Below are 13206 nucleotides of genomic sequence, written 5' to 3'. Positions count from 1 at the left end.
GTGAGCTACAGGCCGTCCCCGGCGAGGAACACCTGGGCACCGTTCGGGTCGGTGGCCAGCTCGACGCCCGTGTCGCCGTCGCCGAGGAACACCGCGCCGCCGCGGTCGAGGGACAGGCACCCGGACGACGACGTGACCGTCGCGCTGCCGTACGTGCACAGCAGGATGCGGGCGCCGGCGCCGGGCACCGTGCACTTCGCCCGCTCGGTCACCTCCCAGCGGCGCAGCAGGAACTCCTCGGCCGGGGTGTCGTAACGGACCCACTCCTCGGCGCCCGGCTCCGGGCTGCCGGACGAGACCGGCGGCGGGGGCGCGGTGAAGTCCAGCACCCGCAGCAGCTCCGGCACGTCGACGTGCTTCGGCGTCAACCCGCCGCGCAGCACGTTGTCCGAGTTGGCCATCAGCTCGACGCCGGCACCGGACAGGTAGGCGTGCAGGTTCCCGGCGGGCAGGTACATCGCCTGCCCCGGAGCCAGGGTGACCCGGTTCAGCAGCAGCGCGGCCAGGACGCCGGCGTCCCCCGGGTACCGCTCGGACAGCTCCAGCACGGTGCGCGCCTCGTCGCGGAACGCCTCGCCGGACCCGACCAGGCGCACCGCACCGTCCTGCACGGCCGGGACGAGCGTGTCCAGCACCGACTGCGGCAGCGTGATCCACGTCGTGAACAGCGCGCGCAGCCCGTCCGGTCCCGGCTGGGCGGCGAGCAGCTCGGCGTGCCCGGTCAGCGCGGGCACGTCGAGCGCGCGCAGGAACTCCAGCGTGCGGGCCGGCTCACGGAAGCCGACGAGCGCGGCGAACTCGGTGAGCGCGCAGATCAGCTCCGGCTTGTGGTTGGCGTCGCGGTAGTTGCGGTCGGGCGCGTCCAGCGCCAGCCCGGCGGCGTTCTCCCGGGAGAACCCGTCCGCGGCCTGCGACAGGCTCGGGTGCGCCTGCAGGCTCAGCGGCTCGTCGGCCGCGAGCACCTTGAGCAGGAACGGCAGCCGACCGGACCACCGCGCGTCGCGGTCGGCGCCGAGCACACCCGCCGGGTCGGCCCGCACGACGTCGTCCAGGGACGGAGCGTCGTCGCGACGCAACCGCGACGGAGCCGCCGGGTGGGCGCCGAGCCACATCTCGGCCTGCGGGTGCGGGGACGGGACCGGCTGGCCGAGCAGCTCGGCGATCACCGTCCGGGATCCCCACGCGTAGGCCCGTACCGGGTTGTCCAGAAGCTCCATCGGATCTCCTCCCGGGAAGTCAGGCGCCGCCGGCCTGGGCGAGGCCCAGGTAGATCGCGGCCATGTCGAGACGCACCGCGAGCAGCACCGACCGCAGCAGTGCCGCGTCGCGGGTCCCCCGGGGCACCTCCTCGACGGGGTGCACGACGTCGGCCCCCGGCCACTCCCGGCCCAGGCGCATCCGGCTGACCGCCTGCGGGTCCTCCTCGCCGGTGCCGATCAGCAGCAGCCGCGGCGGCAGCGCGCCGGGGTCCGGGTCGTCGAACGGATCGCGGAACACGTCGTGCTCGCGCTCGGCCATGTCGACGGCGCGGGCGAGCCCGCCCTCGGTGCCCGCCTGCGCGAGGTCGGCGGCGTGCGCCACGACGCCGGCCTGCGTGGCCAGCGTGACGGCGCCGTGCCGCGCCACGGCGACGGCCGCCGGGTCGGTGCCCCACAGCAGCGGCGTGTGCTCGGCCAGGCGCAGCGCGAGCGACTTGGCCGGGTTGACGAACGGCTCGTGGTTCGGCTGGCAGCGCTCCGCCTCGGCGTCGACGGCGTCGGCCAGCGCCTCGAACCCCTCCGCCGGGGCGGGCGAGAGCAGCTCCAGCGCGGTGACGGCGGAGAGCATCGTGGTGATCGCGTGCGCGAAGCCGAGCCCGGCCGGGACCGGGACGCGCGGCGGCACCAGCCGGATCCGGCCTGCGCCCGCCGCGGCGACCGGGCCGGACTCCGGCGCGGCCAGCACGACCTCGGCGCCCCGGCGCGCGGCCAGTTCCACCGACGTGGCGAGCTCGGCGTCGGTGTCCAGGACGCTGTGTCCGACGACCACGTCCAGCGGGCCGATCCAGCCCGGAACCTCGTCGGCGACGACGACCGGCACCGGGCACCGCGGACCGAGCAGCGCCTGGATCAGGTCGGCCGCGGCCCCGGACACACCGGGCCTGCGGAGCAGCACGAGGGCGCGGGGCCGGAAACCGGCCAGCGACCCGACCCCGGCCTCGGCGGCGCCGAACACGGTCGAGCGGATCTGGGCGCCCGCCGTCGCGGCGGCGCGCAGGTCACCGGCCGTGTCCCGGGACGCCAGCTCACCGGGATCGGCCAGCAGCGTGTCGTCGAGCACCATGGTCACCCGGCCGTCCCGTCGTCGGGGGCCTTCGGCTCGGCGGGCAGCGCCTCGTCGAGCAGCAGCACCGGGATGCCGTCCACCACGGGGAAGCGGCGACCGCACGCGGTGCAGGTCAGGACGTCGGCCGCCGCGTCGTCCGGGCTGCCCGCCTCCAAGGGCGCGTGCTCGTCGCACGGGCACGCCAGGATCTCGAGCAGCTGGGGGTCGAGCTGTACGGCCACGGTTCTCCTCGTCGCCTTTCTCCATGATGGTGCCGGGGTCCACGCGATGCTGCCACCGGACAGGGCGGCGCGCCGCAGCCGACCGGGTACGGCACCGCCGGTGATCGTCACCGGCGGTCAGGCGCGGACGATCGCCAGCACCTCGTCGCGCAGCGCGGCCACCGCGCCGTCGTCGGCGGCCTCGACGTTCAGCCGCAGCAGCGGTTCGGTGTTCGACGCGCGCAGGTTGAACCACGAGCCGTCCGGCAGCGAGACGGTCAGCCCGTCCAGGCGGTCGAGCTCCACGCCGTCGCGCGCGCCGAACACGCGCTCGATCTCGGCGACCCGGCCCGACTGGTCGTCGACCGTCGAGTTGACCTCGCCGGACGCGGCGTACCGCTCGTACGCCTCCATCAGCGACGACAGCGTGTGGGGCGGGTGGGGCGAAGCGCGGTGCTCGGCCAGCGCGGCGAGCACGTGCAGCGCGGCGAGCATGCCGGAGTCCGCGCGCCAGAAGTCGCGGAAGTAGTAGTGCGCGGAGTGCTCTCCGCCGAACACGGCTCCGGTCTCGGCCATCGTCTGTTTGATGAACGAGTGCCCGACGCGCGTGCGCACGGCACGGCCGCCGTGCTCGGCGACGAGCTCGGGGACGGCCCGGGACGTGATCAGGTTGTGGATGATCGTGACGTCCTGCTCGCCGTCGTCGCGGGCACGGGCCATCTCCCGCGCCGCGACCAGGCCGGTGATCGCGCTCGGGCTGACCGCCGCGCCCCGCTCGTCGACGACGAAGCAGCGGTCCGCGTCGCCGTCGAACGCCAGTCCGATGTCGGCTCCCTCGGAGACGACGCGCTTCTGCAGGTCGACCAGGTTCGCCGGGTCGAGCGGGTTCGCCTCGTGGTTCGGGAACGTGCCGTCGAGCTCGAAGTACAGCGGCACGACGCGCGCGTCGAGGCCGGCGAACACGCTCGGCACGGTGTGCCCGCCCATCCCGTTGCCCGCGTCCACGACGACGGTCGGGCCACCGAGGCCGGACAGGTCCACCAGCTCGCGCAGGTACGCGGCGTAGCCGGTGAGCAGGTCCCGCTTCTCGACGGTGCCGCCGCCGGGGCCGTCCGGCACGCCGGTCACCGGGCGGGGCGCAGGCGGAGCGAGCATCGACTCGGCCGTCGTGCGGATCTCGGCGAGGCCGCTGTCCTGCCCGATCGGCGTCGCGCCCGCGCGGCACAGCTTGATCCCGTTGTAGCGCGCCGGGTTGTGGCTGGCGGTGAACATCGCGCCCGGCAGGTCCAGCGTGCCGGCCGCGTAGTAGAGCATGTCCGTGCTGGCCAGCCCGATGTCGACGACGTCGAGGCCCTGCGAGTTCACGCCCTCGGCGAACGCAGCGGCCAGCGGTTCCGAGGAGTCGCGCATGTCCCGCCCGACGACGACGGCGCGCGGCGACGGCGTGTCGTCGGCGACGAGGCGAGCGGTCGCGGCGCCGAGCGAGCGCGCGACGGACTCGTCGAGCTGCTCGCCCACCACGCCACGGATGTCGTAGGCCTTCACGATCGCCGAGAGATCAGCCACGGCAGGGCACCCTATCGGGCGCTGCTCGGTCAGCCCTCCGTGGGAGGCGCCGGCAGCACCCTCAGGTGACCGCGGCGACCCGTCGTCGCATTCCCGGCGACGATCTCCACCGGGCGGTCGACCCGCCCGGCCTCGCGGACGGCGTCGGCGAGCGCGGTGAGGTCCTCGGCCGCGTGCTGCGGCGGTGTGAACTCGCCCTCGAACCGGACGACCTCCCACCCGCGGGGGGCGGTCAGGTTGTGCGCGTGGCCGGTGCACAGGTCGTAGGAGTGCGGCTCCGCCTGCGTGGCAAGCGGTCCGACGACGGCCGTCGAGTCCGCGTAGACGTACGTGAGCGTGGCGACGGCGAGCTCGGTGCAGCCCGTCCGTGAACATCTCCGCACACTCAGCACGGGGGCGACGATAGCCCCTCGGTGCCCGCGTCCCGTGCTGCGACGCGCACGCGTCCGTGGCACGGAGCCCTCCGGGCGGGCCCCGGTCGTAGACTGCCCGGGTGTCGACTGCACACCGCGTGCTGCGCCGTGCCCCTCGCCGCCGGGACCGCCGGGGCCGGGGCCTGCGCGGGATGATGTTCCCGGTCACCACGCCCGCGTTCCGGACAAGGGCCGAGCGGTTCGACGCGAAGGTCCTCGAGGCGCTGGAGCCCATCGAGTCGCGCTGGGGCCCGGAGCTCACCGAGCTGGACCTCGCCGTCGACGACGTGCCCGCCGTGGACCGGACGTCGCCGGACGACGTCGTGTGGGGCCAGGGCGTGCTGGCCGACGCGCGGGTGCCGCTCGCCCAGCTGGTACCGGCCGGGGTCGACCAGTCCGGGATGCCGACGCGGGCGCGGATCGTGCTCTACCGCCGCCCGCTCGAGGCGCGGGCGCGGGACGGCGAGGATCTGGCGGACCTGGTCCACGAAGTGCTGGTCGAGCAGGTCGCGGAGTACCTCAACATCGAGCCGGACGCGGTCGACGGCGGCGACTGAGCCGCTGCCGCGACCGCCCGGCCGCCGGGTACGGAGGCGTCCCGGACCGCGCGGCGGCCCGGGACGTCGGAGAAGAACTCAGACCGCGGCGCGGCGCAGGCGGCGGCGCTCCCGCTCGGAGAGCCCGCCCCAGATACCGAACCGCTCGTCCTGGGCCAGCGCGTACTCCAGGCACTCGGCCCGGACCTCGCAGCCGGAGCAGATGCGCTTCGCCTCCCGCGTGGAGCCGCCCTTCTCCGGGAAGAACGCCTCCGGATCGGTCTGGGCGCAGAGCGCACGCTCCTGCCAGTCCGGGACCTCCTCACCGGAGTCCTCCAGGAGGAGACGCAGGTCGAGCACGTCACCTCCGGTCGTACCCGGTTCCTCGACAGCCACCCCGGTGTGACCCGTCGAACCGATCGGCTCCAGCACCTGCACGAGCCCCTCGACGTCGTTCACTCGCCCACCTCCCCGCAACGCATTGGCGAATGACACCTCTGTAAGTACAGCGCTGAGGTTCGCTTTGCGCAAGCTCGCTCGGCCGATGGGGTGACGGCTCCGACAGCGATGTTTGAGGAATACGTCAAACTGGGTACGTGCCGACCCTCGCAAGCCGGATCAGCCCGTGGTTCCTACTCCTCGTAGCCGTCACGGCGGTCGGAGGCGTGCTGGCCGCACTCGGCGGATCGACCGACGAACCGCTCGCGAAGGGCGGCATCTTCGTGATGGCGCTCGCCGGCTGGGCGGTGTCGCTGTGCCTGCACGAGTTCGGACATGCGGTCGTCGCCTACCGCGGCGGCGACACGTCGGTGGCGATGAAGGGCTACCTGACGCTGGACATCCGCCGCTACACCGACGTCGGCTACTCGTTCGTGCTGCCGCTGATCATCCTGCTGATCGGCGGCCTCCCGCTGCCCGGCGGCGCGGTCTGGATCAACCAGTGGGCACTGCGCTCGCGGGCGCGTCGCTCGGCCGTGTCGTTCGCCGGTCCCGCCGCCAACCTCGTGCTCGGCGTCGTGCTGACCGTCCTGGTGGGGTTCGTGCCGATGCCGGACGCGCTCGTGGCCGGCCTGTCGGTGCTCGCGCTGCTGCAGGTCGTCGCGTTCGTGCTGAACCTGCTCCCGGTCCCGGGTCTCGACGGGTGGGGCGTGCTCGAGCCGTATCTGCCGCGCTCGGCACAGCAGCTCGGCGCGCGCGTCCGCCCGTGGGCGCCGTTCGCGCTCCTCGCGGTGCTGCTGTTCGTGCCGGGCGCCAGCTCGGCGTTCTTCACCGTCATGCTGATCGTCTACAGCCTGATCGGCGGCAACCCGCTGGACGCCGCCAACGGGTACGACGCGCTGTTCTTCTGGCAGTCCCTGTAGTCGCTCAGCCCCGGCGCGCCACGGCGACCATCGTCGCGACGGTGTCGCTGTCGTCGGGCAGGGCGTCCACCGGCCACCAGGCGAGGTCGTCGGACTCGTCGCTGATCACCGGCTGCGCGCCGGCCGGTGCCCGCACCAGGAAGCGGACGTCGAGGTGCCGGGTCGGCACTCCACCCGAACAGGTGACCGGGTGGACGTCGACGTGCAGCGGGTGCTCCGCGATCTCCAGACCGTCCATCCCGGACTCCTCGGTCGCCTCCCGCAGCGCGGCCGCGCGCAGCGACGCGTCGTCCGGCTCGCAGTGCCCGCCGAGCTGGATCCAGCGCCCGACGCGCGGATGCAGGGTCAGCAACGTGTGCTCACCGGTGGCGTCCATGACGAGCGCCGAGGCCGTCAGGTGCCCGGCCGCGCACGAGCGGTCCAGGGCGTCCGGGCGGGCGTGCAGGTAGGCCAGCAGGGCTTCGCGCAGCGCGCGCTGGGCCTCGTCGCCCGGCTCCCACGCCGCCAGCTCCCCCATGGCGACGACCGGGCTCACCACTCGAGCAGCCCCTCTGCGGGGTCGCGGGGCGGGCGCGGGGTCAGCGGCTCGACGGGCGTCCCCGCGGCGACGGCCCCGAGCGGCTGCCAGTCGTCACCGACGCCGAGGACCTCCCGCACGACGTCCGGGGCGAAGATCGTCGAACCGACCCAGCACGAGCCGATCCCCTCGGCCGCGAGCGCGACGAGCAGCGACTGGACGGCTGCCCCGCCCGCGACCGTGAACATGTCCCGCTCGGCCGCGTTGCGCGTGGCGTCCGGGTAGGTGTGCGCACCGTCCCCGGTGCGGAACGCCAGCACCAGCTCCGGTGCGCGACGCAGCAGGTCGCCGCGCGCGAGCCTGCGCTCGATCTCGTCGTCCGGACGGTCGTCGGCGGCCAGGTCGGCCCGCCAGCGGTCGCGCATCGCGTCCAGCAGCGCGGTCCGCCGCGCCGGGTCGCGCAGCCACACGAACCGGAACGGCGTCGAGTGGTGCGGCGCGGGTGCGGTCAGGGCGGTCCGGACGGCGCGCCGCATCGCCTCCGGGTCGACGGGCACGTCCGGGTCGAAGGCGCGGGTGCTGCGCCGCAACAGGACCGCTTCGCGACGGCCACGCTCGACCGCGTCGTCGGCGCCGAGCCAGAACATGTCCTCGTCGAGCGAGCGGACCAGCTCACGGGCGGTCGACCCGTCGTCGGCCGGGGTCATGCCACGGACGACGGCCACCGGCGTCGCACCGAGCTTGCCCTTCACCAGATCGGCGGCCGCGGCCAGCTCGTCCGCCAGCGCGATCTCGGTGACCAGCAGGTCGTTGCCCTGGGCGTCGGTCATGCCGCCGTAGCGGTGCAGCACCGGCACGCCCGCCGAGCCGATGGCCACGTCGGTCTGCCCGATCCGCCAGGCCCGGCCCATCGTGTCGGTGACGACGACCGCGACATCGACCCCGAGCCGCTCCCGCAGCGCGGACCGCAGCGCGACGGCGCTCGCGTCCGGGTCCACCGGCAGCAGGGCCAGCTCGTCGGGGCGCACGTTCGAGCCGTCGATCCCGGCCGCGGCCTGCACGATGCCGAGCTTCCCGGTGACGATCAGCGTCCTGCCGCGCCGCGCCAGTACCCGGTCGGTCTCGGCGTCGATCAGCTCGCGCCGCACCCGGTCGCGCTCCTCCGGGTCCGCCGGCACCGGGACGAGACGTCCCTCCACCTTGGACACGATCTTGCTGGTCACGACGAGCACGTCGCCGTCGGCCAGCCACGGTGCGGCACCGGCGAGCGCGGCCGCGAGGTCGTCGCCCGGACGGAACTCCGGCAGTCCGGTGACCGGCAGGACGGACAGGCCGGCGCTGGCGTGGTCGGTGCCGGCGGCCGCGCCGGACCCGCCGGTCACGTGGCCGCCGACGGGCTGTTCGGTCACGTGCGCACTCCGGCCAGCTCGAACGCGCGGCGCGCCATCTCGGCGGTCGCGTCCACATCGGTCATCAGCAGCGGCACCTCGCGGACCTGGGCACCGGGCACCTCGGCGTGGTCACCGGTGTGCACCAGGTAGCCGTCGAGCAGGCCGCCCTCGCCGCGGCCGCCGTAGTGCCGCCCCACGCCCTGCGCCGACGTCTCCACGCCGATCGCCTCCAGACACGCGTCGGCGTGACCACGCACCGGGCGGCCGCCGACGATCGGGGACAGCCCGACGATCGGCGCGGGCGTCGCGACGAGCGCCTGCGCGACACCGGGCACGCCGATCACCGTGCCGATGGACACGACCGGGTTGGACGGCGCCACGAGCACGACGTCGGCATCCGCGATCGCGGCCCGCGCGTCCGGCAGCACGGACGCCTGGTCGGCGCCGATCGAGGCGAACCGGTGCGCGCGCGGACCGGCCTTGTGCCGGATCCACCACTCCTGGAAGTGCACGGCGATCTGCGGCGGCGCGTCGTCGGTCGCGGCCGCCTCCGGGTTGTCGATCACGACGTGGGTCTCGACGCGGTCGTCGCTGGCCGGGAGCAGGTGAACGCCCGGCGCCCACCGGTGGCAGAGCGCCTCGGTGACCTGCGAGAGCGGGTATCCGGCGCGCAGCATCCGGGTCCGCACGAGGTGCGTGGCGATGTCCCGGTCGCCGAGGCCGAACCACGTCGCGTCGGCCTCGTAGGCGGCCAGCTCCTCGGCGATCGACCACGTCTCGGCCGCGCGGCCCCAGCCCTTCTCGGAGTCGATGCCACCGCCGAGCGTGTACATGCACGTGTCGAGATCCGGGCAGACGCGCAGGCCGTGCAGCCAGATGTCGTCGCCGATGTTCACCACGGCGGTCACGTCGTGCGGATGGTCGTCCGGGCCCCTTCCGACCGCGGGCAGGCCGAGCGCGGCCTTCACCCCCATCAGGAACCGGGCGCCACCGACGCCGCCGACCAGAACGGTGACCTTCACCCGGCCGACCTTACGTCGAGACCGGCGTTCGGCGGCCGGGGAGCCTCACGGTGGGCGGGTGTGTCGGTAACGCGTGCGGTCGGACAGAGCGAGTCGAGCATCCGCTCACAGCTCGTCGTAGTCCAGAAGGCCGTTCTCCATCACATGCCGCCGAAATCCGCCAGGGCCGAAAGGCAGGAAGTACTCACCTTCAAGGAGGTCATCGGCCACTGTCTCGACCATGACGGTTGTCAGCTTGTTTGCGCGAATCGCATCGCAGAGCAACGCCACCGTCGACGTGAGCTGGAGTTTCTTCTCCTCAGCGATCTGGCGCGCCGTTGCGTCATCGACTACGATCTAGCAGCCGTAGATCTCACCCATGGCGAGGACTCCACACTCGCCCCGGTTCTTGTTGTCGACGACCAGTCGGTCGTAGTAGCGCGCAAACGCCTCGACGTAGTCGAGATCAGTCGACCGGTACACCTCGATCCAGTCGGCATCGAGGACGGCACGCACCGATGCGGAGTTCTGGCCAGCGTCGATCAGTTCGCCCTCGACACTATCCGGGATGTACACGGGACGGGCGTCCGCGAGGAACCGCAGGACCCCCAGCCAACCCTGCGTCGAGAAGTGACGCAACGGTCCGGTGTCGAACACCCAGGCGTTGTCGGGCAGCCTCACGAAACGTACTTCCAGATCTCGTCCGGTCGCCGTTCGCGAACGTCTGGCAGGTCCGCCTCGTCGAAGGTCGACTGGAGCAGGTCGAGTGCACGCGCACGACTGATCCGTTCGTCACGCACCAGCCGCAATACCGCGCGCTCGAATGGTCGGGGCACGGTCGTACCGTCCAGCTCGTCGACGGGGCTGTTGAGGTTGAGGTCAACGATGTCGGTCTTCGTGGTGCGGTAGCTGCGGACGGCGGCGACGGTGTCGCCATCGGTCAGCCCGAGGTCTTTGAGCCGCGTCGCGAGAGTGGCCATGTCGACCCGGAAGTCACTGGCCAGCAGGATTGCTGCGCTTCGGGCTCCGACTCGTTCCACCGAATCGGACCAGCGCCGCGCGAGCGCAGTCTCGGGAAGGAGCAAAGCGCGCGCGAAACGATCGAGACGCGACTCCGTCGGGACGGACTGATCAGGATGACCGGCGACTCTCCAGTCGATGACGTAGTCGTCAGCCACCAGGTAGTGACCCAGATCGTGTGCCAATGCGAGCCGTCTGCGGCCGACCTTCATGTGGCTGTTCACCAGAGTGACGCCGCCGCGACGCAACAGGATCGTCCCGGCGTCAGCTGTGTCGTTGCCGAGATCCCGGGAGAACGCGAGCAGCCCGACACGTGTCACGCTATCGGACAGGCGGGATATCGGCTCGTCGACCGACTGCCCCATCAACTCGCGCGCCGTCGCTGCGAGCGCTTCGGCCTCTGCATTCGTCGAGGGCGGCGTGATACGAGCTCGGACGACGGCGTCGGCGGCATCGAGCCCGAGCTCGTCCACACCCAGCGAGGCGATGAACTCGACCTCGTCAGCGAACTTGGCGAGCATTGCGTCGATCTGCGAGTCCGCTACGTCCAAGCCCTGGCTCGACCGGTGCGAGACGAGCGACGGCAGCGGTTCCTCGAAGAAGATGGACATACGGACGGCGGTCGCGGCAGCGATGTCGGCCAGTTCGAGAGCCGAGACCTTGCGAACGCCCCCCTCGATCTTGTTGACGACTGTCCGATCGAGACCGATCGCCCGCCCGAGCTGGTCCTGACTCATGTCGGCCCGCTGGCGGGCTCCTCGGATGCGGGCACCCAGTGTCTGCGCATCAACGTCCGCCACAGGTGCGTTTCTCGCACATTGCCGGATCCAGGAACGTACTTTCACATCGAGCGGTAGTCCCGTGGCGAGAAGCGCGGTCCGAACCGCGGGCGGCGGAAGCCGGACGCCTCGATGTAGCGCACGGCCCGCTGGCGCTGCGGCGCGTACGGCGCGAGCACGTCGAGCAGTCCCGCGTCGTCCAGGTCGTGCCCGAGCAGGGCGTGGCCGACCGTGCTCGGGATGTGGAAGTCACCGAAGCTGACCGCGTCCGGGTCGCCCCACACGCGCTGCGCGACCTCGGCGGCCGTCCACACGCCGACGCCGGGCACCCGTCGCAACAGCACCCGGCCCTGTTCACCCCGCAGCTCGGCGGCACGCTCCAGCCGGTGCGCGACGACGGCGCAGTGCAGGATCGCCCTCCTGCGCGCGTGGTCGACGCCCGCGCGGTGCCACTCCCAGTCCGGGATCGCCCGCACCCTGGCCGGCGTCGGCGGCACCCGCATGCCGGGCGGGACGACGCCCTCCGGGCCGGGCGGAGGTGCCCCGAAGCGGCGGCACAGCTCGCGGAACGAACGCCGGGCCTCGACGCCGGTGACCTTCTGTTCCAGGATCGCCGGGAAGACCTGGTCCCACACCCGCCGGGCCGAGCCGAGCCGCATGCCGGGCATCCGCCGCTGCGCGTCCGACACGACCGGGTGGTGCGCCACGAACGACGACGGGTCGTCGTCCGCACCGAGCAGCGACGGCAGCCCGTCCAGCTCCCAGGTGGCTCCCGGCCCCCACCCGGTGGCCAGCACCGTGCCGTCGGGCCTGCGGCGCAACGCGACCGTGGCCGGGCCCTCCGGCGTCGTCGTCACCCGCCAGATCGCGGCGCCGTCGGCGACCGTGCGCCATGTCGGGTCGCCGCGGCCGCGGCGCAGCGGGGCGAGCACGCCGTAGAGGTCGAGCGTGAACGCCGGCCTCCACTCGCACTCGACCATCCGCGCGTCCGCAGCGAGCGTCATCTACACGTCCGGGGAGAACCGGACGCCGTGCGGCGGCAGCTGCACGTCCGGCCAGATGCGCATGCCGTGCCGCAGCTCGCAGTGCGCACCCACCACGGCACGGTCGCCGACGACGGTGTCACGCAGGTGGGCGCCCTCCTCGACGATCGCGCCCGCACCGACGACGCTGTTCTCGATGATCGCGCCGTCGGCGACCACGGCGCCGTCGAACAGCATCGAGCCCTCGACCTTCGCCCCGGCGCCGACCGACGCCCCGGCGCCGACGGTGCTGCCGCCGAACACGAACGCGTCGTGCGCGACCTTCGCGCCGTCGAGCTCCAGGTGCTCCCCGACCGGTCCGGGCAGCGCGGCCGACGGAGCGACACCGCGGACCAGGTCGGCGGAACCGTGCACCAGGTCGGCCGGGGTGCCCATGTCCCGCCAGTACGCGACGTCCACGTGCCCCTGGACGCGCGCGCCGGACTCCAGCAGCCCCGGGAACGTCTCACGCTCGACCGACACCGGACGCCCGTCCGGGATCGACTCGATCACCGAGCGGCGGAACACGTAGCAACCGGCGTTGATCTGGTCGGTCGGCGGGTCCTCGGTCTTCTCCAGGAACGCCTGCACCCGGCCGTCGCGGTCGGTCGGCACGCAACCGAACGCGCGCGGGTTCTGCGCACGCACCAGGTGCAGCGTCACGTCCGCCTCCGCCGCGCGGTGCGTGGCCGCGACGGCGGTGAGGTCGGTGCCGGCGAGCACGTCGCCGTTGAAGATCATCACGTGCTCCGCGGACAGGTGCTCCGCGACGTTCCGGATCCCGCCACCGGTGCCGAGCGGCTGGTCCTCCACGACGTAGGTCAGGTCCAGGCCGAGCGCGCTGCCGTCGCCGAAGTGCTTCTCGAACGTCTCCGCCAGGTACGACGTGCCGAGCACGGCGTGCCGGATCCCGGCCTCACGGATCCGGGACAGCAGGTGCGCCAGGAACGGCACCCCCGCCGTCGGCAGCATCGGTTTCGGCGCGGACAGGGTCAGGGGCCGCAGGCGGGTGCCCTTGCCCCCGACCAGCACCACCGCTTCGACATCCTGCACTCGGTACTCCCCCTCGGTTTCT

At 73.1% G+C, this 13206-nt stretch carries 16 protein-coding genes; 2 read left to right on the top strand and 14 right to left on the bottom strand.

Annotated features, from left to right (window positions below):
• Positions 1–5 precede the first annotated feature (5 nt).
• The 5 genes from manA to EV378_RS22350 all read right to left on the bottom strand — a co-directional run bounded on the left by manA (position 6) and on the right by EV378_RS22350 (position 4474).
• Positions 6–1217 carry a mannose-6-phosphate isomerase, class I gene (gene manA, locus EV378_RS22370; protein WP_132429334.1) on the bottom strand — a complete coding sequence of 404 codons (1212 nt, stop codon included), beginning with the start codon at positions 1215–1217 and terminating at the stop codon, positions 6–8.
• Between the two features lie 19 nt (positions 1218–1236).
• On the bottom strand, positions 1237–2322 hold the full coding sequence (locus EV378_RS22365; protein WP_341540464.1) for an SIS domain-containing protein: 1086 nt from the start codon (positions 2320–2322) through the stop codon (positions 1237–1239).
• A 2-nt stretch (positions 2323–2324) separates the two neighbouring features.
• Positions 2325–2546, bottom strand: a complete 222-nt coding sequence (locus tag EV378_RS22360) for a Trm112 family protein (protein ID WP_132429332.1) — start codon at positions 2544–2546, stop codon at positions 2325–2327.
• Between the two features lie 117 nt (positions 2547–2663).
• Positions 2664–4091, bottom strand: coding sequence for a phosphomannomutase/phosphoglucomutase (locus EV378_RS22355; RefSeq protein ID WP_132429330.1), 1428 nt, complete (start codon positions 4089–4091; stop codon positions 2664–2666).
• A 29-nt stretch (positions 4092–4120) separates the two neighbouring features.
• Complete coding sequence (locus EV378_RS22350) at positions 4121–4474, bottom strand: DUF3499 domain-containing protein (protein ID WP_132429328.1); 354 nt, start codon at positions 4472–4474, stop codon at positions 4121–4123.
• 110 nt (positions 4475–4584) lie between these two features.
• Here EV378_RS22350 and EV378_RS22345 point away from each other — a divergent pair, with 110 nt between their 5' ends.
• On the top strand, positions 4585–5061 hold the full coding sequence (locus EV378_RS22345) for a metallopeptidase family protein (protein WP_243653712.1): 477 nt from the start codon (positions 4585–4587) through the stop codon (positions 5059–5061).
• A 78-nt stretch (positions 5062–5139) separates the two neighbouring features.
• On the opposite strand, the gene EV378_RS22340 is transcribed toward EV378_RS22345, so the two are convergent.
• Entirely contained in the window at positions 5140–5400 is a 261-nt protein-coding gene (locus EV378_RS22340) for a WhiB family transcriptional regulator (RefSeq protein ID WP_165922637.1), read from the bottom strand.
• Positions 5401–5636: 236 nt separating this feature from the next.
• On the opposite strand from EV378_RS22340, the gene EV378_RS22335 reads away from it, so the two are divergent.
• Positions 5637–6401, top strand: coding sequence for a site-2 protease family protein (locus EV378_RS22335; protein WP_132429326.1), 765 nt, complete (start codon positions 5637–5639; stop codon positions 6399–6401).
• A gap of 4 nt (positions 6402–6405) precedes the next feature.
• Here EV378_RS22335 and EV378_RS22330 read toward each other — a convergent pair whose 3' ends face one another.
• The 8 genes from EV378_RS22330 to manB form a co-directional block, all read right to left on the bottom strand.
• Entirely contained in the window at positions 6406–6918 is a 513-nt protein-coding gene (locus tag EV378_RS22330; RefSeq protein WP_132432552.1) for an NUDIX hydrolase, read from the bottom strand.
• 14 nt (positions 6919–6932) lie between these two features.
• Complete coding sequence (locus tag EV378_RS22325; protein ID WP_243653711.1) at positions 6933–8327, bottom strand: coenzyme F420-0:L-glutamate ligase; 1395 nt, start codon at positions 8325–8327, stop codon at positions 6933–6935.
• A complete protein-coding gene (gene cofD / locus EV378_RS22320) occupies positions 8324–9331 on the bottom strand; it encodes a 2-phospho-L-lactate transferase (protein ID WP_132429324.1) in 1008 nt (335 codons plus the stop codon). The genes EV378_RS22325 and cofD overlap by 4 nt, the downstream gene beginning before the upstream one ends.
• Before the next feature lie 105 nt (positions 9332–9436).
• Complete coding sequence (locus EV378_RS36450; protein ID WP_243653710.1) at positions 9437–9601, bottom strand: hypothetical protein; 165 nt, start codon at positions 9599–9601, stop codon at positions 9437–9439.
• A 66-nt stretch (positions 9602–9667) separates the two neighbouring features.
• Positions 9668–9991 carry a PIN domain-containing protein gene (locus EV378_RS36445; RefSeq protein ID WP_243653709.1) on the bottom strand — a complete coding sequence of 108 codons (324 nt, stop codon included), beginning with the start codon at positions 9989–9991 and terminating at the stop codon, positions 9668–9670.
• Positions 9988–11130, bottom strand: a complete 1143-nt coding sequence (locus tag EV378_RS22310; protein WP_132429322.1) for a helix-turn-helix domain-containing protein — start codon at positions 11128–11130, stop codon at positions 9988–9990. The genes EV378_RS36445 and EV378_RS22310 overlap by 4 nt, the downstream gene beginning before the upstream one ends.
• A 41-nt stretch (positions 11131–11171) precedes the next feature.
• Positions 11172–12113: a DNA-3-methyladenine glycosylase family protein gene (locus EV378_RS22305; protein WP_243653708.1), complete on the bottom strand. Its 942-nt coding sequence runs from the start codon at positions 12111–12113 to the stop codon at positions 11172–11174.
• Positions 12114–13184 carry a mannose-1-phosphate guanylyltransferase gene (gene manB, locus EV378_RS22300; protein WP_243653707.1) on the bottom strand — a complete coding sequence of 357 codons (1071 nt, stop codon included), beginning with the start codon at positions 13182–13184 and terminating at the stop codon, positions 12114–12116.
• Positions 13185–13206: the final 22 nt, after the last annotated feature.

Origin of the sequence: Pseudonocardia endophytica (genome assembly GCF_004339565.1) — a bacterium.
In the GTDB taxonomy this organism is placed as follows: domain Bacteria; phylum Actinomycetota; class Actinomycetes; order Mycobacteriales; family Pseudonocardiaceae; genus Pseudonocardia; species Pseudonocardia endophytica.
This window is presented reverse-complemented; position numbering and strand designations above follow the sequence as displayed.

Excerpts from the sequence above, each read along its gene's own strand:
- EV378_RS22365 (WP_341540464.1), bottom strand. The coding sequence starts at position 2,322 with ATGGTGCTCGACGACACGCTGCTGGCCGATCCCGGTGAGCTGGCGTCC.
- manA (WP_132429334.1), bottom strand. The coding sequence starts at position 1,217 with ATGGAGCTTCTGGACAACCCGGTACGGGCCTACGCGTGGGGATCCCGG.
- EV378_RS22305 (WP_243653708.1), bottom strand. The coding sequence starts at position 12,113 with ATGACGCTCGCTGCGGACGCGCGGATGGTCGAGTGCGAGTGGAGGCCG.
- EV378_RS22330 (WP_132432552.1), bottom strand. The coding sequence starts at position 6,918 with ATGGGGGAGCTGGCGGCGTGGGAGCCGGGCGACGAGGCCCAGCGCGCG.